The sequence below is a fragment of the Gemmatimonadota bacterium genome (assembly GCA_026702745.1).
Taxonomy (GTDB): Bacteria; JAAXHH01; JAAXHH01; order JAAXHH01; family JAAXHH01; genus JAAXHH01.
Map to the genome: position 1 here is coordinate 1 of JAPPBT010000064.1, position 22,527 is coordinate 22,527.

Genomic DNA, 22,527 nt, shown 5'->3' on the forward strand with positions numbered 1-22,527 from the left:
CATGGACTCGATCACGCCGCAGTTGTCCAGGGCCAGCATCAGGACCGGCCGCGCCGCGCCGATGGCCAGGGCGCGGGCGTAAAGGGGCGCCTTGATCTTTTCCGTTTCTTCCCTGCGCACGCCGTAACCACTCAAACGCACCGGGTAGTCGGGGGTTACATCGACTTCGGACACGCCGACCGGGATCAGTTCGCTCATCGTTCTATCCTGTTTTTCACGCACGACGCACGGCGCACACGCAGCGCGAACACGTCACCTTCTAGTACCATTCCGTCCTGTGGGGGGTCCCCGGAAAGAAGACCGCATCGACCGCCAGGGACAGGACGACGCCCAGGAGAAACCCTAGGATCGCTCCGGTGAAAAACGGTTGCGCGGCGCGGTACATGCGTACGCCGCCGATGCGAATCAATATGATCTGCAGGAGCCAGGCGAGGAAAATCGGCAGAAAGGCGTTTCTCACCACGCCGCCCACGTCCCCGACGGCCATGCCGACAGGATGGAGGGGCCACCAGGCGAATAATGCTCTGCCGGCGATGACCAGGCCGTTGATCAGCACGCCGGACAGCAGGAACAGGGCTTCGAGGACCCCGATCTGGGCGGCATTGGTCGCCCAGACGATGGTGCGTCCGAAGAAAAACGTACCCAGGCCGCCGGGCTGGGTATGGAGGTTATTGGCGCCCAACGTATGGGCGGAATGGACCAGGGAGACGACCGAGACCACGGCGCTGACGCCGATGGCCAGGCAAATCCAGCCGAACAATCCGCGGCCGCGGCCTTCCAGCCGGTTCTTCAGCCACGCGATGTGCGAAAACCCGACCAGGGTGAAGGTCCGCCAGTTCCGCGCGAAACCGTTGGCCATGCCCATCACGTTGATATCCCGCATCGACAGGGAGGCCGTCCCGATCAGGCCGACCGTGAAGTAATTCGGTTTCACGGTGAGTTCCGCCATGACCAGGCCGGATTCGGCCACCACCCGGGCGAGTACCAGGTAGAAGGTGAACATGACGGCGAAAAAGAGCACACCCACGGTGATAGAGAGTCCGGCGCTGTACAGCCACAGCACCGCGAACACCGAACCGCCCCCAAGGCCGATGAGCGCCCACCGGTAAGAGAACAGTTCCCGTGCCTCGTCATCGTCCCGGACGGGTCGCCATGCAGCACGCCACACCGAGGCCAGGTGGCGCCTTGCGATCCAGACCAGCCATGCCGCAAAGACGATAACGCCGCCCATGTACTGCATGCCGGTCAGTCCGCCCTGCACCACGCTGCCGCTCGTGGAGAACATGCCCATTCGGCTCAGCAGCCCCTGTTCGAGCACACCGAACAGCTGGAAGAACCAGAGACTGAAGAGGATCTCCGCGGGTGCGAAGAATGCGAAGCACAGGGCGTAGATGTTCAGGTACAGGGGTATGCCCGGGAAGTAGGGGGCGATTTCCAGGGTGGCCACCGCCCCCGGATGAATGGGCAGCATGAGCACGGCGCCGGAGTATGCCGCGCAATTCCAGGCCATTGCGGAGAAGGTGAGGAGCAGCCCCGCCAGAAACAGCCGGTTGCCGCCGCGTCCGGGTCCCGGCCGAGCCCGGTCGTCTTCGGATTCCCCGATGAGCCGCATGCCCGCCTCCGCCAGGGGGAATCGAAGGCGTTCGTACTCCATCCACTGCCTGCGGAAAATCACCACGATGCAGGCGCCGATCAACAGGAGTGCGGCGAACAGGCAGAGCCACCAGAACACGGGGGTCATCCAGACCGACCACGGGATCCCCTGGCCCGGCTGCAGGCCTTCGTAGAATCGCCGGGCCGATTCGTAATCGCTCAGGTAGACCCAGTGGGGCAAGTGGGGCAGGATGAGTTCGTCCCACCGGTTCTCGGGCGAAGCGAAGTAGGCGGGCGCCGCGATGGCGGAAACCATGTAGCGGGTGACGCCCAGGTCGGGCATCATGGACGCCGCCCAGCCCATGGCGAAGACCGTGAACAGTTCGGTTCGGGTTAGCGCTTTGCCCGGCCAGTTGGCCCGGCAGATCAGGTTGGGCAGCAGAACGAGGGCCAGAAAGGGGATCAGGAAGCCGGAGGGCAGGTGGGCGAACAGCATGAAATCGTAACCGCCCCAATCGGCCAGGTACTGCGTGCCGAGCCCGATGAGCCCCGACAGGAGGAGGCCGATACCGGCCGCCCTCAGCGTTACGGGCTGGCGGTCCGGGCCGTCCGGTCGGTCCGGGTGGTCCGGGCCGTCCGGATGATTCGCGGATTCGCCGTCCCTAGGGTTCAGGCGCTGTATCCAACATCTCCTTGTAGATGTCCGCGTAGATCTTGTCCCGTGGCACGCATCCGACGGCGAACTGGCCGAGTTCGTTGTGCTTCCCGCGCATCAGGGCGGTGCAGTAGCTGACCGTGATACAGCTCTTCTTGCGGATCATTTCTCCGTGCTCGGCCACGTCCTTCGCGAAATCGGGATAGGCCAGCGCGCCTCTGCCCGATCCCATGACGGTCACCCGGCCGTCCCGGATATTCGCCGCACCCGCGTTGACCATGTACTTCTGCAGCCAGCTGTACCCGGTGCCCACAATATGGAGTTCCGGATGCGCCGCGCAGAGGGCGGCGGCGGCGCGGAAGTGCCGCGCCACGCCGAACAAAGGGTGTTCGGGGGCATCGTAGCCGTCCACCGGAGACCGCTCGGCCGGACGGCCCACGTGGGGATTGTAGTAGGGACTTCCCATGGTGGCGTTGATCATGCGGATCCCGGCCTCCTTGAGCAGGCCGGCGACGGCGACCGGTTCTGTCAGGTCCTCATGCAGCGGATCGTCGGCATCCACGCCGAACCCGGAGAGGTAGGGTACGGGGTAGGGCGCACGGGGCGTGCCCGTTCCGGAATCCGGATCGGTGGTGTACGGAATGCCGTCGTATACGTTCATCCGGGTTGCCAGCGGCAGTTCGTCCTTCGTTTCCTCGCGAATGCGTCCGATCACGTTCCGGACCAGCCGCGTCCGGTTCTCGAGACTCCCGCCGTAGTCGCCCTTCCGGAGCCGCGCGGCCAGGAGTTCGGAGAGCAGGTAGCGATGGCACTGCTTGATGTCCACAAAGTCGAATCCCAGTTTCCAGGCCAGGACCGCGGTATCCACGAGGGCATCCTCCACCCGGCCGAGTTCGGCATCCGTCAGCACCGGGTAGTCCGGGGTGACCGGTATCTTGCGCTTCTTGTCCACGAGGGTGACCGGGTCGGCGGCGGGATCGTGGAAGGCGATCAGCGGTTTCCGATAACTGTATCGGCCCGAGTGGGTGAGCTGCAGCCCTACGACCAGGTCGTCATCGCGGCCATGGACGGTCCGGTGGGCCTCGCGGGTCTGCGCGAGCAGCGCCTCGAAGGAAGCGGCGTTGCCATCGTGAAGCCAGAGCTGGCGGGTATTTGCACGGGCTTCCTCCGTCACGGCCGTGGCCTCGCCCCAGATCAGTTTCGCCCCGCCCTCGCCGAACAGCCGCCACCGGCGGAATACCAGCTCGTCGGGCGAGCCGTCCAGGTGCCCGTCGCATCCCTCCATGGGGTGCACGGCCATGGAGTTGCCGATCGTGCGGTCCCCGAACCGGATGGGGCGCCAGAGCGGATCGAGGTCCTCGGTCAGCGGGATATCTTCGTTCAATCCGAGGCGATCGATATCCTGTTGCAGATCCTCGAGCGAACGGTAGCGAAAATGCTTCGGCATGTCGTCATCCTGTCAATAATAGGCCGCGTCAACACGAGGACAGCCCGCGGCGCGCAGGCCGCCGGTTGCCTTTATGCTTTCATCACGGTACGGCGTACCATCGACGCAGCACCCGTTCCGCTTCCTTGTTCTGGGGACTGAATTCAATCCGGTCCTCGGTTACGCGGCTTGCGTCCGGGTACCATTTCCAGATGAACATTCCCCGGAACCAGGGCACTTTACCGACGGTCCGGAACAGGGCTTCGTAGGCATTGACCTGCTCGTCCGGATCGACCTGATGGACTTCCGGGTCGGTTTCCCCGCGCCAATTCCGTCTTCTCGGCGGCCATTCCCAGGGCCGGATGGTCGACCCGGGTGAGTTCTTGTAACCTACTTCCGTGAATAGCACGGGTTTGCCGTGCGCGTCGGCCAGCCGGCCGATGTTCTCGATATGGGGTTCCCATCCGGACATGATTTCGGTGACGCTCGGTCCATGACGATCGGTCAGGGGGAAGTAGGCGTTGACGCCGATGTAGTCGAGGTGGGGCCACAATTCGACCACGTCGTAGTCACTGTGCCAGTTCGCCGCGTAGGTGAGCTTCCCGTTGTAGACCGTCCTGATTTCCGCGATGAGCGACTTCCAGAATCGTGGACGGGACCGCACCGGATTAGAAAGTTCCGTGGCAATGCAGAGGATGTCCATGTCTTCCGCCTGCGCCAGTTCGGCGTAGTGCAGGATGAACGTCCGGTAATCCTCCTCCCACTGGCGCCACTCCGCCTCCGTAGTGAAATCGATCACGCCGATCCAGCCGTCGTCCACGGGCCGGGTCAGCCAGAGGTGAGGCTTGAGCATCAACCGGAATCCCAGTTCCCTGGCCTTCCTGGCCGTCGTCCGCAGTCCCTGGTCGGTCTCCCCCCAGAATCGTCCGCGCCGGTTCAACCGCACGGACGGCGTAGTGTGGTTTTCCATCCATCCGAAGGGCGTAAGCGCCAGCCATTCGATGCCCAGTTCTCGGGCCGCGGGCAGGGCGTCTTCCGGCATCTCCCAACGGCCGCCCACCCAGGATACACCCTTGTAGAAGTTCTCCAGCGCGAAGGGCGGTTCCTGTGCCGCTGTGCGGCCGCAACACAGGACGGCGCATACCAGTAACAAAAGACTGATACAACGTATTGGCGTCATGTCGATGGATTGGCGTCACGTCGATGGATTGGCGTCATGATGAAACGGCGTCGTGTTGAAACGGCGTCAGTTCGACGAATCGGCCGCGGTCAGGCGAACTGGTCCGCCCCCCTTGTGATCAGGCTGCCGAGGTCCTCGCCCCGGCAGATCCGTTCCATGGCGCCGGGCGAGTTGAAGTCGAAGACGTGAATCGGCAGCCCGTTGTCGCGGGCCAGCAGCACGGCCGTCTGGTCCATGACCTTGAGATCGTGCTGGATGACCGAATCGTAGCTGATGACCTTGTACCTGCGGGCGTCCGGGTTTTCCCGGGGATCGCTCGTATAGATCCCGTCGGTGCCGTTCTTGGCCGAAAGCAGGACTTCGGTCCGAAGCTCAAGGGCGCGCAGTACTGATGGATAGTCCGTGGTCACGTACGGATTCCCGGTACCGGCGGCGAGGAGGACGATGCAGCCGTGCTCCAGGTGCCGGACGGCCCGGAGCCGGATATAGGGTTCGGCCACGGTATTGATGGGGATGGCCGTCATGACCCGGACGTCGCCCGCCCCCCGTGAAGTCAGTGCGCCCCGGAGCATCATGCTGTTGATCACGGTCGCGATCATGCCGATGTTGTCGGCCTCCGCCCGCTCGATGCCCCAGTCCTGACCCAGTTCGCCCTTGAATATGTTGCCTCCGCCCGCCACGATACCCACCTCGACCCCCGCGGCATGGAGCTTCATGACCTCGCTGGCAATGTACTCGATGGCGGAAGGATCGAATCCCCAGGGGTTTTGACCCGAAAGCGCACCGCCGCTGAGTTTGACCAATACTCGTTTGTAACGCACGGGTTCTCCTTATCGTTTGGCGGAAAGTTGCGCGCTGAACCGGACGGGATAGGCCGCCGCGCCTTCCCTTCTTTTATAGCGCGCAGGAAGGCTGTCCAGTTGCGATGACGTCCTGCGGCTGGCCGAATACAGGTCCGGCATCGGCCCGTCAAGGCGGCCACCGCGCATGACAGGACCGAGCAGGGGTTCCAATTCCGGGGATCCGGCCGATTCGCCGTCCCGGGTTACCCGGTCCTCAGCGAACTCCCCGCGCCCGTCGCGCAGCCGCCACACCTGTTTGGCATAGGGCCGGGTCTGCTTTCCTTCGCTCAGCTTGAAAACCGGCCGCGTACCGGAAGGCGTTTCCATCGCGCACAGCTTGTAAACGCCGCTCAGGGACGGCGCGTCCGGCGAGTTGACCAGTTCGTTCCCGACGCCGAAGAGATCCACAGGTACCCCGGCTTCGACCAGCGAAGCGATTCGGAATTCGTTCAGGTCCCCGCTGAGCATGATCCTCGTTTCCGTCATTCCGGCCTCGTCCAGGATGCCGCGGACCCGTCTCGCCTGTCCGGCCAGGTCTCCGCTGTCGAGCCGCACGCCCTTCAAGGACGGGCCTATCCTGGTGGCCAGCCTGGCAGCCTCTACGGGGTCGAATGTGTCCAGCAGCAACGTGGTGCTCCCGGGGAAAACGCGATGGTAGGCGCGGAAAGCCTCCAACTCGCTTTCGAAGGTCATGATCCAGGAGTGGGCGGCGGTCCCGTAGACGGTGATGCCGAACTGCCGTCCCGCCTCCACGTTGGACGTCCCGATGCACCCCCCGATGACCGCGGCCCGGGCCGCCATCAGTCCCGCCTCGGGGCCGTGGGCCCGGCGGCTGCCGAATTCCACCACGCCCCTGCCCGCCGCGGCTTCGACGATACGCGCCGCCTTCGTGGCGACCAGGGTCTGGTGGTTTATCGTGGCCAGCAGGTAAGTCTCGACGATCTGGGCTTCGATGATCGGTGCCGTGATCCGAATCAGCGGTTCGCCGGCGAAAACCACGGTCCCTTCGGGTACGGCCCAGAGATCTCCCGAAAAGCGAAACGAAGACAGGTAATCGAAAAACGCGTCCGGAATGCGTTGAAACGGCGGCAACGTCTTCAGATGATCGATGTCGTCCGCGGAAAACCTCAGCGCGGACAGGTAGTCTACAGCCTGCCGCAACCCGGCCGCGACAAGCCATGACCTACGTGCCGGCAGGTCCCTGACGAATAACTCGAAGGTGGCCCTTTCCCGGCGTTCGTTCACGAAATAGCCGGCCGCCATCGTGAGTTCGTACAGGTCGGTTGCCAGCGAAGGCGACCAGTGAATCGGGCAGGAACCTTTCTGGCTCATGCAGATCCGTCCCCGGAAACCCGGCGCTGCTTCCGGCGCCAACCCGGCCGGCCTGGCTGACCAGGCTGGCGCGGCTGACCAGGCTGACCAGGCGATTCGTTAAATCTCCGCTTCCAGTTCGACCGGTTCGTCGTACGCCACGCCGTCCACTTCGAATCCGAACAGCTGCCGGAAACCCCGCTTGTACGCATCGTAGTCGGTCACGGCTCGGAAGTTGTCCGTCGTTATCGTCGGCCACACCGAGTTGATTTCCTCCTGTACCGGCCCGCCCAGTTCCAGGTCATCGAGGCGGATCCGGTCCTCCCCGTCGAGCGCCGGCGTCCTGCCCGGGCCGATATGGTCGTCGAACAAACGCACCATCTGGTGGATCGGATCCTCGTGCAGGCCGCGTTCCCGCATGATTCGGTATAGCAGGCTGATGTACAGGGGGACGACCGGGATCGCGGCCGAAGCCTGGGTGATCACGGCCTTGTTTACCGACACCATGGCCCTTCCGCCTACGGATGACCGGAGCCGGACGTCGATCGATTTCGTGGTCCCTTCCAGGTGTTCCTTCGCACGGCCGATGGTGCCGCTCCGGTAAATGGGCCAGGTCAGGGCAGGCCCGATGTACGAGAACGGAACGATCCGGGCGCCGTCGGCCAGCAGCCCGGCGTCGAGCAGCGCCTCGCTCCACCGGCGCAGGTCGTCGCCGCCCATGACGCCCACCGTCCCGCGGATGCCTTCGTCCGACGCCGGTTCCACGGTGACCTCGTTGATGACCTCGCGGCTTAAATCAATGGTTTTTCCCGCGTAAGTCTCCCCGATGGGACTGAGTACGGACTGGTAGGTCTCGCCCGTATCCGGATCCGTGCGCTTCGGGGAGGCCAGGCTGTAGACGACCAGGTCCACCTGTCCCAGCCGGGACGCGACGAGTTCCACGGTCTTCCGCTTGATCTCGTGGGAGTAGGCATCCCCGTTGACGTTGGCGGAGACCAGTCCGTTTTCCGTCGCGTACCGGTGGTAAGCCGCGGTGTTATAGAATCCCGGCGTACCGCATCGGGTACTGCTGCTTTCGCGTTCGAAAAACACCCCCACCGTGCCGGCGCCGTACATCGCGCCTGCCGCGATGCGCGCCGCCAGTCCGTATCCCGTCGAAGCGCCGATCACCAGTACACGGAGCGGTCCGGCGCCGTTCTTCTGGTCCGGCTGAGCAGTCCGTGCAACCTGGATCTGGGCGTTGACATTCGAAGCGCAACCGGCGGGATGCGCCGTGGTACAGATAAAGCCCCGGATGCGTGGCTCAATGACGGCCGTGGCCATAAGTTCTATTCCCTTCCCGTTTTAAATGCCTATTCAATGGGTACCGGCGTCGCGCGCCGGCCGTCAAAGGACATGGCTTCCTCGTACCCGCAAGATGCCGCATGGGTCCTGACCCGGTCGAAATCCCGGCCGATGTCCTCCACGACGTGGGCGTCGGAAGCCGTCGTGATGGAGATCCCGCGACGGGCGCAGGCATCCAGCAGGGGGCGCTCCGGGTAGATCCTGCCCACCGGTTTGCGAAAGCCGGCCGAGCTTATCTCCACGCAGAGGCCCTCCTGGCCGCATACCTGCTCGGCAAAGGCTTCGTACAGATCCGATATGTCGCCTTCGGGCATGTGTCCCATCACCTTGATCAGGTCCGGATGGGACATTGAATTGAAACAACCGGTCTGTACGGCCTGTCCCAGCAGTCGGAAGTAGTCCCGGTAGGCCTGGTCCACCGATCTCCGGTCCCATTCGTCCGCGAAAAGGGACATGTCGAATCCCCAGTCACCGATCCAGTGCACCGAACCCAGCACGAAATCCCAGGGATACCCCTCGACAATCCGTTCGATGACGGGTTCCTTGCCTTCAATGTAATCCATCTCGATGCCGGTCTTGATGGGCAGCCCCTCCCGGCGCGCGGACTGGAGCAGGTTCACGTATTCGTCCATATCGTAGAAGCACTTGTCCACGGCCCAGGGCTTGTCCACGATCTCCCGGGCCTGGACGAAGTGGTACACGTGCTCGGTGATGGCGATTTCCCGCACGCCGTGTTCGGTTGCCGAGTCGGCGAAAAGGCGCATGGTCTCCATCGGATCCGTACCGTCCGGGCGGGTGTCCTCCGTCCTGCCGAAGGGATAGTAATTCTCCACGTGCATGTGGTAGTCGAGCATGGTTCAGCCTCGTGCTGCAGGAGGAATCAGCCGCGGGGATGCCGGCCGTAAGTGCTGGTAATGATAACCAGTGACCGGTCTAAAATCAAACCAATTCTGGGCGGTCCGTATCGCTTGACAGGGCACCGCCGGATTCCTAATTTGCCCGGTGGAACATCCAGGTTGCCACCCCTGTACCCAGCGCCTTTCCATGGAAAAGATGACCCTTTCCCCAGAACCACGTCGGGCGGCGGACGCGACCCGCGACGTGGAATTCCGCATACGAGAGAACGAGGACCAGGTTCAGTGGGACCGGTTTTTCGAAAATAGCGGACCGGTGGAAGTCGAAATCGGGTGCGGCAAGGGACGATTCATCATCAATTCGGCCATGGCCTATCCGCATATCAATTACATCGGCATAGAACGGGCCCTGCGCTATTTCCGCATTATGAAGGAACGGGTGGTCCGGCGGGAACTGGCCAATGTCCGCCTGCTGCGGGACGACGCCGTTTATTTCGTAGAGCGATTCATACCCGACGGGGCGGTCTCGGCCTATCATATCTACTTCCCCGATCCCTGGCCGAAGAAACGGCACAGGAAACGCCGCCTGTTCAATCCACGGTTTCTGGACGAGATCGTGCGCACGCTGGCGGCGGGGGGTACCCTCGATTTCGCCACGGACTACGTCGAATACTACGTAGAGATCCAGGCCCTGCTTGAAGCGTCAGACCGACTGGACGCACTGAGGGAAACCCCAGAACGGGTAAGGGAACTGGGCCGCGACCTGACCAATTTCGAGACGAAGTATACCGCGGAGGGCCGGGCGATTCACCGCGGGGCGTACGTCAAACCCTGACCGGTCCGACTTACATAGAAAGGATTCAATTATGCTGCAGACAGGCGATCCGGCACCCGATTTCACGATGGAGGCCGACAAGGGCGGACCCGTTTCGCTAAAGGACCTGAAGGGCAAGACGGTAGTGCTGTATTTCTACCCGAAGGACGACACCCCCGGCTGCACCCGGGAGTCCTGCGCCTTCAGGGATCACTTCCCGTCGTTTCAGGGCCGGGATGTGCAGATCTACGGCGTCAGCTGCGACGATTTACCTTCCCACGAGAAGTTCGCGGCGAAGTACGACCTGCCCTTCCCGCTGCTGAGCGACCCGGACACCACCGTATCCACGGCGTACGGCGTGTACAAGGAGAAGACGAATTACGGCCGGAAATACATGGGGATCGAGCGGTCGACCTTCGTCATCGACGGGGACGGCCGGATCTCCAGGATCTTTCGCAACGTCAAGGTGGACGGCCACGTGGAGAAGGTGCTGAACGAAGTGTCCGGCTGAGGGGCGCTACACCATGTACCGTTTCAGGTGCGCCCGAGCCCGGACGAAACCTTCTTCTTCCAGTTCCCACGATCCATAGTACCGCCCGTCTTCGTGTTCAATGCTCAGAATACCTTCGTAGCCGAAGTCTTCGAGCCGTTTCACGATGAGCGCCCAGTCGACCAGGCCCTCGCCGGGGATGCAATACCGCCAGCAACCCTCGCCGAAGGCCATCGGTGAATCGAAGGAAGGTTTGATTCTTCCGTAAAGATAAAGCGCTTCCTCGTCGAACACGGTGTCCTTGGCGTGCACGTGGTGGGCGCGATGGCCGAACTCCTTAAGAAAGCGCATCGGATCGACGCCCAGCCGGATCAGGTGCGAGGGATCGTAGTTGATGCCGAAGGCGGGAGAGGGGCAGGCCTCGAACATGGCCCGCAGCATCTCCGGCGTGGCGCCGATCCGCTCATGGTGGGTCGACCCCCCGGGCCAGCCTTCGAGGGCGATGGTCGCCCCGCGGGACTCGGCGAAGTCTACGATGTCGGGCATTGTACGCTTCCACTGCTGGAAGGTCGCCTCGCGGCCCTGGGCGGGATCCACTGGCGCCGGCGCGACGTAGAACAGGTTGGCAACGCCGTGGTCTACCGCACGCTGTATGGACTCCCTGGATGCGTCGAGCGCCTGCGCCCGTTGACCGGCGTCTTCGCTCAGCAGTTCCGTGCCCGCGACGAGGTCCACCTGGCCGATCGCCACTCCGTGCGCTTCGGCGGTCCGGACCATGTCGCCGTCGATCCGGGACACGTCGATCGTATCGAACCCCTTTTCGGCCATCCACGCGCACACCTCTTCGAAGGGCATGGCGTTCAAACGCCCCGTAGTGCGAATCCCCACTCTCATCGCGACACTCCTTTTGCTTTTTGAAATCGTCGTTGACAGAATCGCCCGCCAATGTATATGAACCTGCGTGAGGTAGCAAGGCAAAGCAGCCACCCCAAGAGCATGCGAACGTAACCCGGTTCGGCCGGAACGACAGGAAGAATCACTTTGTCCAGGAACGTACGATTGGCCACGGCCTCCCTGATGGCGGCACTGACGGCGGTGAGCGCCTATATCAACATACCGATCGGCCCCGTGCCGATCACGATGCAGACCTTCTTCGTCCTGCTTTCCGGCGCCGTGCTGGGCGGCCGCTGGGGCGCCGGCAGCCAGGCCGTCTACGTATGCCTCGGCCTGGCCGGCATCCCTGTATTTGCCGGCGGCATGACCGGTCCGGCGGTCGTGCTCTCGCCCACCTTCGGCTACCTCGTGGGGTTCGTTCTTTGCGCCTTCCTGACCGGAAGTTACCTGGACCGTTTCTCCCGGAGCAGCATCCCCCATCTCGTCGCCGGTATGCTGCTCGGCCATGTCGCCATCTTCGGTTGCGGTCTTTCGTACCTGTACGCCTATTTCAACTTCTACGCGGGCGTGGAAACCACCTGGCCCGCCACGCTGGCCGTCGGCCTGATCCCCTTCCTCCCCTTCGGCCTGGTCAAGCTCGTCCTTGCGGTGTCCGTCGCCCGGACGCTGTCGAAGTATGTCCGGCTGGAAAACCCGTGAGCCTTCCAACAAATCAGACAACGAACGCGCTTGTCTGTACGCACCGGACACCGTAGCCTGCTGTTGACACGCCATCTTCCGTATTGTATAGTCTTTAGTCTGCCGGAATATCGCGATCCGCGTCGATTCCATCATGCACAGGACAGCCACAGGAACAGGTATGAAGAAGGGGACACGACCGGTCCGGTCCGCAAGCGTGCGCGTGCGGGCCCTGTGCGCGCGGGGACGTCTCGTCGCCGTCAGGACCTCGTTCGCGCGGGGACGTCTCGTCGCCGTCGCGGCCTGCCTGGTGGGGTTCATCTGCTGCTTCCTGCCGGCCGCCGTTTTGACCGGCGCCGTCCCACTGGTCAATTCCATCGGCAAAGAAATGCCGCCGGACGCGGCGCCCCTGGACCAGCAGGTGTTCCGCTATACGCTGGTCGAGCCGCTGACCTTCGATGTCAGTATCAACATATACGAAGGCCAGGGAGCGCTGACCCTGTTCGAACGCCTGGTCATGCTCGACAAGAACCTGGAGCTCGTCGGGGCGGCGGCTTCCTCGTGGGAACAGTCGGCGGACGGACTGCGCTGGACGTTCAAACTCCGTCCCGACGGAAGATGGAGCGATGGCCGCACGGTCACGGCCCATGATTTCGAATACACCTACAAGCGGTTCCTCGATCCGGCCGTAGCAAGCCCCTACGCCTTCTTCTACTACGAAATCAAGGGCGCCCGCCCGTACAACCAGGGCAGTGTGACCGACCCGTCGACCGTGGGCGTTCGCGCCCTGGACGACTTCACGCTGGAGATCGAAACGGAGAAGCCCTGTCCCTATCTGCCCTTTATCGTCGCCTTCACCGGGTCGGGACCGGTACCCCGTTGGCAAGTGGAAAAGCACGGGGTACGATGGAGCGAGGCGGGGAACCTGGTGGCAAACGCGAGCTACACCCTCTCCGAATGGCAGAAGGGCAGGCAGGCCACGCTGACGCTCAATCCCTACTATACCGGCCCCCACAAGGGGTATCTCGAGAAGATCGTCCAGATCTTCACCACGGGACACCCGGGCACCCCGCCATACGAGAACGACGAGATCGACTATCTCAGGGTCCTGTTGACCGACCTGCCCTTCATCGAAAACCATCCGACCCTGAAATCCGAACTGTCGTACTACGCCTTTCCTGAGACCTGGTACCTCTTCTTCAAGACCCGCGAGCCGCCCTTCGACGATGTCCGGGTACGGAGCGCGATCAGCCACGCCATCGACCGCGAGGTGTTGTGCAACGTCGTTCTGCGCAAAACGGGCGTGCCCGCCTACTCCATGCTCCCGCCCAAGTTTCCAGGAAGTGCGGACGCGTCCATACAGTCCGTCCAGGCCTACGATCCGGACCGTGCCAGGGACCTGATGGCCGAAGCGGGATTTCCGGGCGGTAAGGGTTTTCCAACGATCGATTTCTGGATCGGCAAGACCAACCCCCAGATCAGCTACACCGCCCAGGCCATACAGGCGATGCTCGGCAATGCGCTGGGCCTGAGACTCCGCATGCGGGGATCGGAAGACAAGGTATACCGGGACAATATGTACGAATGGAACATTCCCATGGGCCTGGGAGGATTCAATGCCGACTATCCCGATCCGAACAACCTGCTCGGCATGGTTTGGCGGTCGCAGCCGAGAGGATTCGGGCGACAGGACTGGCGCAACGAGGGCTTCGACCGGCTGATCGACGCGGCGGCGCATGAAATGGATCACGACAAACGCATGAGCATGTACCGTGAAGCGGAGCGGCTGCTCGTGGAAGACGTGGGCGGCGCGTTTCTGTACCACAATCTGACGGTGGACCTGCGGAAACCCTACCTGAAAGGACTTGAAGTCAACAAGTTCGGGTACGCAATGTTTTCCTGGATCGGTATCATGCATACGAAAATGTACATCGCCCGGCACTGAAGACCTCGGCACTTGAGACGTCGGCACTGAGCAAGATCGATTGGAAGGAGCGTGCGTAACTTGAACGGCGAAGGGGTTGTAACCGAAGACATCGTGCGGCAATTCCAGGAAGACGGCGTGGTATGCATACGGCAGGCCTTCGATCCGCACTGGGTGTCCATCGTGGAAGCCGGCGTGTCCCGTAACCTCGCCGAACCCAGCGATTACGCGGGTACCTTGAAGGCGGGCGAGGAAGACCGGGGCGGTTTCGTCGACGATTACTGCAACTGGCAACGGATTCCCGAGTACCGCGACTTCGTGTTCCACTCGCCCGCGGGCGCCATGACGGCGCGGCTCATGGGATCGCGGAGTTCCGTTTTCTATCATGAACACTTGCTGGTCAAGTGGCCCGGCACGCTCAAACGGACGCCCTGGCACCACGACCAGCCCTATTACCCGGTAAACGGCCGCCAGAACGTATCCCTGTGGATGCCGCTGGACCCGGTTTCAGAAGCGTCCTGCGTACAGTTCGTCCGGGGTTCTCACGACTGGGACCGCTGGTTCGTACCCCGCAAGTTCGCCACCGAGCGCAATTACGCCATCGAGGACGCTTCGTCGAAACCCATGCTCGAAGGCCGGCCCTTCGAGGATGTGCCGCCCATCGACGATCATCCGGAGGACTACGAGATCCTGGCGTGGGACATGGAACCCGGCGACGTCATCGCATTCCACATGTGCACGCTGCACGGGGCGGCGGGCAACCAGTCCCTCACCGATGCGCGCCGGGTCCTCGCCACCCGCTGGCTCGGTGACGATGCCCGGTTCGCGACGCGGCCCTGGGAGATTTCCCCTACGGAAACCGGCGGGCTCGCCCCCGGAGACCCCATGGCCTGCGACCTGTTTCCCCGGGTCTGGTCCGCGTGACGGAGCGCAATGAATGAACCACCTGTTGACGAGCGAGCAGATTGCCTCCTACCGGGAAAACGGCTTTCTCATCATAGAAGACTTTCTGAACGCATCAGAACTGGAGACCTGGCGGTCCGCAGTGGATGAGGCGGTTTCGCTGAGGGACCGGAACAGGCTGCCCGAAGGTTCCTACCACCTGGCCAGGAAGGTAACGGCCGATGACGAATCCGTATTCCGGCAGCGGATCAACCTGTGGATGGATCACGAAGGCGTCCGCGCATTGATGCTGGACGGTCGGCTGGGTAAGATGGCGGCCGACCTGGAGGGGGTCGACGGGATCCGGATCTGGCACGACCAGGTCCTGACCAAGCTGCCCTGGGCCAATCCCACCACCTGGCACCAGGACAATACCAAGTGGTCCTTCGCGTCGGAACACGCCATCACCATCTGGGTCGCCCTGGATGAAGTCACCCTTCAGAACGGCTGCATGTTCTTCATGCCCGGTTCACACAGGAAGCGGCGCGACGACTTTCCGGCGGCGGGGAATCAGGTGGGGGTCATGTTCGACGCCTACCCCGATCTCGGCCGGATGGACCCCGTGCCCGTGGTCATGCCGGCGGGCGGATGTTCCTTCCACAACGGGCTGATCGTGCATGCCGCCAACGCAAACATGACGCCCCATCCGCGCCGTGCGTTCACCTGCGCGTACATGCCCGACCACAGCACGTTCAACGGCATCCCCAACGTGCTGCCGAACCGGATCCTGGATACGATCCAAATCGGCGACCCGCTGGATGACAATACACAGAACCCGCTTATTTTCTCCAATGAAGTTTCCTGGCCAAATGTGGTAAGTTGAACGAACCGCCCAGACCGTTTGCGAGGAGGTACATTGATGAATAGGCTCATCGTCCTGCCGCTTTTTTGCCTGGTTCTACTCGCCGGGATGATCCCCCGCGCAGCAGGCGCGCAGGACTTCGAATACTGGCCCGGCACCGAGTACGATCCTTCCGTGCCCACCGCGGAGGAGGTCCTGGGCTACCGGATCGGGGACCGGATCACGCCCAGTGCGGGACTGATTGAGTACCTGGAAGCGCTTGAGTCGGCGGTGCCCGGCCAGGTGCGCATACTCGAGTACGCCCGGTCATGGGAGGGGCGTAAGCTCGTTTATGCTTTCGTGGGTTCGCCGGAACGGATTGGCGCGCTGGCGGAAGTCAGCGCGGGCATGAAAAGGCTGGCCGACCCGAGAATAACGCCCCGTGCGAGTGCCGACAGCCTGATCGCTTCGCTACCGGTGATCGTAAACCTGAGCTACGCCGTTCACGGCAACGAGATTTCCCCCGGGGATGCCGCGCTGCTAACGGCCTACCACCTGCTGGCGGCCCGTAACGACCCGGTCGTAGAGCATATCCTCGAAGAGACGATCGTGATGATCGACCCGGTCCAGAACCCGGACGGACGGGATCGGTTCGTCCACAATTACCAGATCGCCGAAGGCCTGGAGCCAAACGCCAGTCCGCTGGCGGCCGAGCACAACGAACCGTGGCCCGGCGGGCGGACCAACCACTACTACTTCGACCTGAACCGCGACTGGATCGCGCTGAACCATCCCGAGACCCTGGGCCGGGTGCGGGTCCTGCAGGACTACTACCCGCCCGTGTTCGTCGATCTGCACGAGATGGGATCCAACACTACCTATTACTTCGCGCCCGAGGCGATACCCTACAATCCGCACCTGGCCAGTGATCAGCGCGAGAATCTCGAGCTTTTCGGCAGGAACAACGCGAAGTGGTTCGACCACTACGGGTTCTCCTACTTTACCCGGGAGATCTTCGACGCCTTCTATCCGGGTTACGGCGCCAGTTGGCCGTCCTACTACGGCAGCGTGGCCATGACCTACGAACAGGCATCGGCCCGGGGACTCGTCGTCCGGAGAAGCGATGCGTCGGTCATGCACTTCAGGGACACGATCCGGCACCACTTCGTGGCGTCCATCGCCACCAGCGAGACGGCCGCGATTCACCGGGAGAAACTCCTGGCGGACTTCTACGCCTACCGGCTGTCCGCGATAGAGGAAGGCCGCGGCGAGGACATCCGGGCCTACATACTACCGCGCAGGCCGGACGGCAATACCTCGGGCGTGGACAAGCTGGCCTGGCTCATGGCCAATCACGGCGCGGAGGTACTGCAGGCCGGATCGGCATTCCGGTCGGGCGGCGAGACCTATCCCGCGGGCAGTTACGTCATTTCCCTCGCCCAACCGGCCAAGCGCCTTGTACGCACGCTCCTGGACCAGCACGTTCCCATGGATGACGACTTCATCGAGGAGCAGGAGCGCCGCAGGAGCAAGGGCATGGGCGACCAGATCTACGACGTGACCGCGTGGTCGTTCCCGCTGATGTACAACGTGGAGGCCGTGGCCGCGGACCGGATGGTCGAAGGCGACCTCGCACTGGTCGATCCTGACCTTGTCCCACCGGGTTCGATCCAGGGTGGCCGGGCGGAAGTCGCCTACCTGGTGCCGTGGGGCACCCAGGCCGCCGGACGCCTGCTGGCCGCGTCGCACCGGGCGGGGCTCCGGGTATTCAGCACCGACCTGGCCTTCGTGCAGGGAGACCGGCGTTATCCGTCCGGCACGTTGATCTTCAAGGTCAAGGACAACCCGGATCACCTGCACGAGACCCTGGATGGCATCGCGACGTCCTCGGGTGCGGAAGTCATCGCGACGGACACCGGGTGGGTCGATGAAGGACCCAACTTCGGCAGTAACAACGTGGTCTTCATGCGCAAGCCGCGCATCGCCCTTGCGTGGGACCGTCCCACCCGCGCCTACAACGCGGGCGCCACCCGTTTCGTGGTCGAACGCCAGATCGGGTACCCGGTCACTGTCATCCGGACGCGCCAGCTCGCCACGGCCGACCTGAGAGACTTCGACGTACTGTTGCTGCCGGATCCCGGGTTTGGCGGCACCTACCGCACCGTGCTCGGCGATCGGGGAACCCGTCGAATCAGGGACTGGGTGCGCGCCGGCGGCACGGTGGTCGGACTGGGGGCCGGCGCCACGGCTTTCCTGGCGGCAGAATCGACCGGCCTGCTCTCGACGACCAGGGAGGACGCGGCCGCAGAAGACAGCGACGGCGGCAATGGCGATTCCGGTGACGGAAGCTCTTCCGGACGCATTTTCGAGACGGAAGATGAGTACCTTCATTCGTTGCATCCTGAAGATACTACACCGCCGGCCACGCAGGGCGTGCTCCTCAAGGCCGGGCTCGATCCGGACCACTGGCTGGCGGCGGGCAGGGACCGTACCGTGAACGCACTGGTCAGCGGCAGCTCGATCTTCAAGCCGCTCAAGCTGGACGCTGGCAACAACGTGGCGGTGTTCCTGGGTCCCAACGAAGTCGTCGCCAGCGGTTTCGCCTGGGAAGGAAGCACGGCGCAGTTGGCCTACAAGCCCCTGCTCATGGAAGAGCGCCACGGCCGCGGCCTGGCCATCGGATTCACGGCCGACCCCAATTTCAGGGCCTACATGGACGGCCTGAACATCCTGTTCATGAACGCGATCTTCCGCGGCCCTGCCCACGCGGGAGCGGCGGTGACGGAGTAGCACGGCAGTGACGGAGTAGCGCGGCCGTGACGGAGTAGCGCGGCCGTGACGGAGTAGCGCGGCCGTGACGGAGCAGCGCGGCCGTGACGGAGTGGCACGACTGGGACGATCGCGGATTCAACAGAAAGGCGGTGCGAAGCATGACCACCATTCCCATGCGCAATACCCCGCCGGACCATGGCATCAGGGTACCGTACGAATCCCATGCGGCATTCACTGCGGAGCTTTTCGTTTCGGCCGGCATGGACCGTGAGGAAGCGGGACTGATGGGCAGGATACTCGCCACGGCCGACAGGCGCTGCGTGTACAGTCACGGCACGCAGCAGGCGCTCGGGTATCTGCCGAAGCTTCGCGACGGCGAGGTGAACCCGCGTCCCGAAGTGACGACGGTACGCGAATCGGAGACCGTTTTGGTACTTGACGGGGACGGGGGCATGGGGTACGGCCCGTCCCACCGGGGCATGGCGACCGCCATCGATAAGGCGCTCGCCCACGGCCTCGGCGCGGCGACCACGCGCAACCACTACCACTTCGGCGCGGCTGGAAACTACTCGCGCATGGCCCTCGAGCACGGTTGCGTGGGATGGGCGCTGTCCACCCACCGCGTCGCCCTCGACCCCGACAACGTAATCATGTCCGCAAGCGGCGGCTCACCCATGAGCCTGGCCTTCCCCACGCGGAACCAGCCTCCCCTGGTGCTCGACATGGCCGCGGTATTCATGGGATACAAGGACGAACTCTTCCAGGAACACTTTGCCCTCTTCGCCAAGAGCCTGGGTCTTGCGGTCGCCCTACAGGCCCTCGGCGGCATCCTGGCCGGCATCTGGAAGCCCGAATTCCAACCGCCCCGTTCAAAATGGGAATCCAACCAGGGCGCCTTCCTGCTGGCCATGAAGGTCGATCATTTCATGGATCTGGACGAGTTCGAGCGGACCCTGGACGACTTCATTTCGAAGGCGCGGGAAATGCGGCCGTTCCCGGGCATGCCCCACGCGGAGCTGCCCGGTGGCATGGAGTGGCGGTGGGAAAGGGAGAACGAGGCGAAAGGCGTTCCGTTGAGCGACGACCACCGCAGGAAACTGGAAGACATCGCACGGGAATTCGAAGTTGAGCCACCCTATGGAGCGTTCGAATCCACGCGGTTTTGAATCAATCCACGCGATGCTTGCTGGATCTATATCACAAAAAGCCGTTGATGGGCGTATTTTCAGGCGCGGTCAGGCGGACCGGCGGTCGAACCAGGTTTCGTGCACGCGTAGCCACTCCAGCCCGTTCGGCTTCTCCTCATCACGGCGGAAGACCGCGGTGCTGTGCCTCGAAGTCGTCTCACCGCCCTCCGTCTGCCATTCCTCGTATTCCGCGACGATGAGTGCCCGGTCTGCTTCCAGTACCCGGACATTTTCGATCCAGATACGGATGCCCTGCCGGCCGGCGTGGGCATCATAGAGACCCTTCAGCAGCGGTCCACGTTCCACTTTACTGCCCTGTGGCATGACGATTACGAAGTCCTCGCCGAGGGCGGTATCGATTCGGCTGAAGGTCTCCGCGGTCCTGGGGACGCAACCGTTGAACCAGTCTTCGAAACACCGGTGCAACGCGTCGATTTCGCTTCGGCACGCCTCTTGTATCGTCATGGATAACCCCGGGATCACCGGCCGACCTTGAAGCCGACCATGGCGTAGACCGCCGCTGTACTCACGCCTTTCTCCAGGTTGATGTATCTGCCCTCGATCCCCACGGACAAGGGGCCGAGGGACGCCCCGATCAACACACCCGGTTGCGCGTAGTAGGTATTCGTCGTCGTGGTGGTGGCCGTTCGGGTATCATCGTTCCGGGTCACCGTCTGCTCCGAGTCCTGCGCCCGTCCCACCCCGATCATCGCGCGCACCAGAATGGGAGACGATACCAGCGTCACGCCCGCGTCCACCCCGTACAGCAGCAGGGATTTCTCACCCTCGTCCTCCGTTTTCGCCACATGATAGGTCGCCCGTGCCCCGATGTGAACGGTCCGGATGCCGGTCGGCAGGTTGACGACCAGGCTGCCGCCCCCGCCCCGCTCGTATTCTTCGACGGCCTGGCCGCCGTGGAAGGCGAATTCCGCGCCCTGACCATGGGTGGAACCCGTAACCGCGGCAGCGATGACCATGCACAGAATGAAGCCAATCCTTCGTGACGTCCTCAAGTCTGTTTACTCCGGTGGAGGTTCCCCTCGGCCATGCCCATTGACCCCTATGACTGTTGCGGATCGATCTGCATGAACGAACTGAATACCAACGAGCAATATAACCCGGAATCGCCCTGGAAGTCCACCGGGATGTGACCGGCGCTTCGATTGCCATGACCGGCGCTTCGATTGCCTTGACCGGGGCTCCGAATGCCGTGACCGGGGCCATGCGTTCCGGTTTGACGGGCTACTGCCTAGAACTCGTACGCCGTCTCCAACGGCAGGCCTTCTTCGATAGCCCGGCGCGAACGGGTTTCCTTCTCTTCCAGCTCGCCAATCTTTTGAACAACGTCCGTCAACGCGTCGCTTGGAAAGGCCATTACGCCGTTCACGTCGGCGGCGACCACGTCGCCGGGCGAGATTTCGATCCCGCCGCAGGTCACGGGCACGTTGGCGGCCACCGGGCGGATGACCGAACCCGGACCGTAGAGGCAGGTGCCCGCCGCGTAGACGGGCAATCCGACCTCTTCCATTCCCTCGATGTCGCGGCAGCCGCCGTCGGTTACAAGCCCGGCCAGGCCCTGCTGCCTGCAGGAGAGCACGATCACGTCGCCGAACATGCTGAGAATTTCCGTGGTGCCGCTGGCCGTGACCCAGATCGACCCGGGCCCGGCCTCATCGACCGGACGGAATACATGGGCCCGAATATCGTCCCTCGTCGTCGGTATGTCGCTTTCTTCGTATTTCGTCGTCACCGCCGGGCCGGCGATGGTGCCCCTGGCCATGAACATCGGACGCACGGCGCGGGACATGGCCATGCGGGCGCGGTCGTAACCGAGCCGGGTCAGCGCGTCCATGATGAGGGGCGTGGGCGTGTTCCGTAGAGTCAGGTAGGGGTCTTCATCGCTGCCCGGGTCGCGGCTCTCCTGATCAGCCTGGGCGTTGTGGGCGGCGAAGGTGGCATGGGCGACCTGGTCGGCGTGGGTGCTGCGCATACCGGCAAGGCTTCCCGCGGCCGTCGCGGCCGTCGCGGCGGTCGCGGCCGTCGCGGCCATTCCGGTTTTCATGAATCCCCTTCGGGACAGGCTGCGGTCGAATATCGACATTTCGTACTCCCTGGTGTTGAGGATGGGGGCCGATAACCGGTACCGGTCACGGCGTTAGCGTTCGAATCGAACGCGCGATTAATCGGTTGATACCATGAATATCCGCGTCTATAATGATTGAACCCGGCTTTAAAAGAACCCGACCGTTGACCAAACTGCTATCGGGCCGGGCGGACGGCCGCAGGACTTTTCTTCCAGATCTCCTGCTGGCTGAAGGATGTTCCCGAAACGCGGAGTGCGCGATGAAATACCTTACCTATTCCGGAAACAACATCATCCACGCCGAACTGCCCGACGAGGGGTCGGTTTTCTTTCCGCCGCCGCCGCTGCCGGGCATTCCGAACAAAGACATTCCGGACCGGGTCAGGGCGGCCTTCGAATCCCCACTGGACATGCCGCCCCTCGAAGAAATCGTCGACGCGAACAGCCGGGTTCTGATCGCCTTCGACGACAACTGCCAACCCTTTCCGGCTACCGCGCCGCCCGACATCCGACAGCTCGCCATCGAGACGCTGCTGGACATGCTTTACGGTTACGGGGTAAAGCAGGAGAATATCGAGCTCATGTGCGCGGTCGCGCTGCACCGCAAGATGAAAACCCACGAAATGGCCGCCATGCTGGGCAAGCGCATTATGAAGGCCTTCCATCCCAGTCAACTGGTCAATTTCGACGCCGAGGACCCGGACGATGGTGCCGTCAGCGGCCAGCTCGTCGAGGCGGTCGATCGGGAACACCGTGT

21 protein-coding genes are annotated in these 22,527 nt (G+C 63.1%); 9 read left to right on the forward strand and 12 right to left on the reverse strand.

Annotation, left to right across the window (positions count from 1 at the left end):
* From OXH56_10050 to OXH56_10085, 8 genes are all read right to left on the reverse strand, one after another.
* Nucleotides 1-198 (reverse strand): hypothetical protein (locus OXH56_10050; GenBank protein MCY3555649.1); only part of this gene is annotated, 198 nt, incomplete at its 3' end.
* Nucleotides 199-259: 61 nt separating this feature from the next.
* Nucleotides 260-2,089, reverse strand: coding sequence for a hypothetical protein (locus tag OXH56_10055; protein ID MCY3555650.1), 1,830 nt, complete (start codon nucleotides 2,087-2,089; stop codon nucleotides 260-262).
* Nucleotides 2,090-2,255: 166 nt separating this feature from the next.
* The gene (locus tag OXH56_10060) at nucleotides 2,256-3,695 is read right to left on the reverse strand and encodes an NADH:flavin oxidoreductase (GenBank protein ID MCY3555651.1); all 1,440 of its coding nucleotides are present in this window, start codon (nucleotides 3,693-3,695) and stop codon (nucleotides 2,256-2,258) included.
* A gap of 82 nt (nucleotides 3,696-3,777) precedes the next feature.
* Nucleotides 3,778-4,827, reverse strand: a complete 1,050-nt coding sequence (locus tag OXH56_10065) for a hypothetical protein (protein MCY3555652.1) — start codon at nucleotides 4,825-4,827, stop codon at nucleotides 3,778-3,780.
* Nucleotides 4,828-4,943: 116 nt separating this feature from the next.
* Nucleotides 4,944-5,675: a UMP kinase gene (gene pyrH / locus OXH56_10070; protein MCY3555653.1), complete on the reverse strand. Its 732-nt coding sequence runs from the start codon at nucleotides 5,673-5,675 to the stop codon at nucleotides 4,944-4,946.
* A 9-nt stretch (nucleotides 5,676-5,684) separates the two neighbouring features.
* Nucleotides 5,685-7,028 (reverse strand): nicotinate phosphoribosyltransferase, encoded by a 1,344-nt coding sequence (locus tag OXH56_10075; GenBank protein MCY3555654.1) that lies wholly within the window; start codon nucleotides 7,026-7,028, stop codon nucleotides 5,685-5,687.
* A gap of 99 nt (nucleotides 7,029-7,127) precedes the next feature.
* A complete protein-coding gene (locus tag OXH56_10080) occupies nucleotides 7,128-8,330 on the reverse strand; it encodes a trans-2-enoyl-CoA reductase family protein (GenBank protein MCY3555655.1) in 1,203 nt (400 codons plus the stop codon).
* A 29-nt stretch (nucleotides 8,331-8,359) separates the two neighbouring features.
* The gene (locus OXH56_10085) at nucleotides 8,360-9,205 is read right to left on the reverse strand and encodes a histidinol-phosphatase HisJ family protein (GenBank protein MCY3555656.1); all 846 of its coding nucleotides are present in this window, start codon (nucleotides 9,203-9,205) and stop codon (nucleotides 8,360-8,362) included.
* Nucleotides 9,206-9,404: 199 nt separating this feature from the next.
* Between OXH56_10085 and trmB the strand changes: the two genes are divergently transcribed.
* Together trmB and bcp are read left to right on the forward strand one after the other, a co-directional pair.
* Nucleotides 9,405-10,040 (forward strand): tRNA (guanosine(46)-N7)-methyltransferase TrmB, encoded by a 636-nt coding sequence (gene trmB / locus OXH56_10090; protein MCY3555657.1) that lies wholly within the window; start codon nucleotides 9,405-9,407, stop codon nucleotides 10,038-10,040.
* Nucleotides 10,041-10,071: 31 nt separating this feature from the next.
* A complete protein-coding gene (gene bcp, locus OXH56_10095) occupies nucleotides 10,072-10,530 on the forward strand; it encodes a thioredoxin-dependent thiol peroxidase (protein MCY3555658.1) in 459 nt (152 codons plus the stop codon).
* Between the two features lie 6 nt (nucleotides 10,531-10,536).
* Here bcp and OXH56_10100 read toward each other — a convergent pair whose 3' ends face one another.
* On the reverse strand, nucleotides 10,537-11,403 hold the full coding sequence (locus OXH56_10100) for a sugar phosphate isomerase/epimerase (GenBank protein MCY3555659.1): 867 nt from the start codon (nucleotides 11,401-11,403) through the stop codon (nucleotides 10,537-10,539).
* A gap of 147 nt (nucleotides 11,404-11,550) precedes the next feature.
* Between OXH56_10100 and OXH56_10105 the strand changes: the two genes are divergently transcribed.
* The 6 genes from OXH56_10105 (at nucleotide 11,551) to OXH56_10130 (ending at nucleotide 19,666) form a co-directional block, all read left to right on the forward strand.
* Nucleotides 11,551-12,102 (forward strand): biotin transporter BioY, encoded by a 552-nt coding sequence (locus OXH56_10105; protein MCY3555660.1) that lies wholly within the window; start codon nucleotides 11,551-11,553, stop codon nucleotides 12,100-12,102.
* 160 nt (nucleotides 12,103-12,262) lie between these two features.
* Nucleotides 12,263-14,026, forward strand: a complete 1,764-nt coding sequence (locus OXH56_10110) for a peptide ABC transporter substrate-binding protein (GenBank protein MCY3555661.1) — start codon at nucleotides 12,263-12,265, stop codon at nucleotides 14,024-14,026.
* Between the two features lie 51 nt (nucleotides 14,027-14,077).
* Nucleotides 14,078-14,929 (forward strand): phytanoyl-CoA dioxygenase family protein, encoded by an 852-nt coding sequence (locus tag OXH56_10115; protein MCY3555662.1) that lies wholly within the window; start codon nucleotides 14,078-14,080, stop codon nucleotides 14,927-14,929.
* Between the two features lie 13 nt (nucleotides 14,930-14,942).
* Nucleotides 14,943-15,770, forward strand: coding sequence for a phytanoyl-CoA dioxygenase family protein (locus tag OXH56_10120; protein ID MCY3555663.1), 828 nt, complete (start codon nucleotides 14,943-14,945; stop codon nucleotides 15,768-15,770).
* A gap of 36 nt (nucleotides 15,771-15,806) precedes the next feature.
* Entirely contained in the window at nucleotides 15,807-18,518 is a 2,712-nt protein-coding gene (locus OXH56_10125) for a M14 family metallopeptidase (GenBank protein MCY3555664.1), read from the forward strand.
* Between the two features lie 83 nt (nucleotides 18,519-18,601).
* Complete coding sequence (locus OXH56_10130; GenBank protein MCY3555665.1) at nucleotides 18,602-19,666, forward strand: Ldh family oxidoreductase; 1,065 nt, start codon at nucleotides 18,602-18,604, stop codon at nucleotides 19,664-19,666.
* Between the two features lie 69 nt (nucleotides 19,667-19,735).
* Here the strand turns inward: OXH56_10130 and OXH56_10135 are convergent, their stop codons facing one another.
* The 3 genes from OXH56_10135 to OXH56_10145 form a co-directional block, all read right to left on the reverse strand.
* Complete coding sequence (locus OXH56_10135; protein MCY3555666.1) at nucleotides 19,736-20,152, reverse strand: DUF4440 domain-containing protein; 417 nt, start codon at nucleotides 20,150-20,152, stop codon at nucleotides 19,736-19,738.
* A 14-nt stretch (nucleotides 20,153-20,166) separates the two neighbouring features.
* Nucleotides 20,167-20,700: a hypothetical protein gene (locus OXH56_10140; protein ID MCY3555667.1), complete on the reverse strand. Its 534-nt coding sequence runs from the start codon at nucleotides 20,698-20,700 to the stop codon at nucleotides 20,167-20,169.
* Nucleotides 20,701-20,936: 236 nt separating this feature from the next.
* A complete protein-coding gene (locus OXH56_10145) occupies nucleotides 20,937-21,788 on the reverse strand; it encodes a hypothetical protein (GenBank protein MCY3555668.1) in 852 nt (283 codons plus the stop codon).
* Between the two features lie 242 nt (nucleotides 21,789-22,030).
* Between OXH56_10145 and OXH56_10150 the strand changes: the two genes are divergently transcribed.
* Nucleotides 22,031-22,527: lactate racemase domain-containing protein (locus OXH56_10150; protein ID MCY3555669.1), on the forward strand; the 497-nt coding region annotated here is incomplete at its 3' end.

Coding starts and splice junctions, on each gene's coding strand:
- OXH56_10055 (MCY3555650.1), bottom strand. CDS start 2,089: ATGCTGTTCGCCCACCTGCCCTCCGGCTTCCTGATCCCCTTTCTGGCC.
- OXH56_10060 (MCY3555651.1), bottom strand. CDS start 3,695: ATGCCGAAGCATTTTCGCTACCGTTCGCTCGAGGATCTGCAACAGGAT.
- OXH56_10075 (MCY3555654.1), bottom strand. CDS start 7,028: ATGAGCCAGAAAGGTTCCTGCCCGATTCACTGGTCGCCTTCGCTGGCA.
- OXH56_10080 (MCY3555655.1), bottom strand. CDS start 8,330: ATGGCCACGGCCGTCATTGAGCCACGCATCCGGGGCTTTATCTGTACC.
- OXH56_10085 (MCY3555656.1), bottom strand. CDS start 9,205: ATGCTCGACTACCACATGCACGTGGAGAATTACTATCCCTTCGGCAGG.
- trmB (MCY3555657.1), top strand. CDS start 9,405: ATGACCCTTTCCCCAGAACCACGTCGGGCGGCGGACGCGACCCGCGAC.
- bcp (MCY3555658.1), top strand. CDS start 10,072: ATGCTGCAGACAGGCGATCCGGCACCCGATTTCACGATGGAGGCCGAC.
- OXH56_10100 (MCY3555659.1), bottom strand. CDS start 11,403: ATGAGAGTGGGGATTCGCACTACGGGGCGTTTGAACGCCATGCCCTTC.
- OXH56_10110 (MCY3555661.1), top strand. CDS start 12,263: ATGAAGAAGGGGACACGACCGGTCCGGTCCGCAAGCGTGCGCGTGCGG.
- OXH56_10120 (MCY3555663.1), top strand. CDS start 14,943: ATGAACCACCTGTTGACGAGCGAGCAGATTGCCTCCTACCGGGAAAAC.
- OXH56_10125 (MCY3555664.1), top strand. CDS start 15,807: ATGAATAGGCTCATCGTCCTGCCGCTTTTTTGCCTGGTTCTACTCGCC.
- OXH56_10135 (MCY3555666.1), bottom strand. CDS start 20,152: ATGACGATACAAGAGGCGTGCCGAAGCGAAATCGACGCGTTGCACCGG.
- OXH56_10145 (MCY3555668.1), bottom strand. CDS start 21,788: ATGTCGATATTCGACCGCAGCCTGTCCCGAAGGGGATTCATGAAAACC.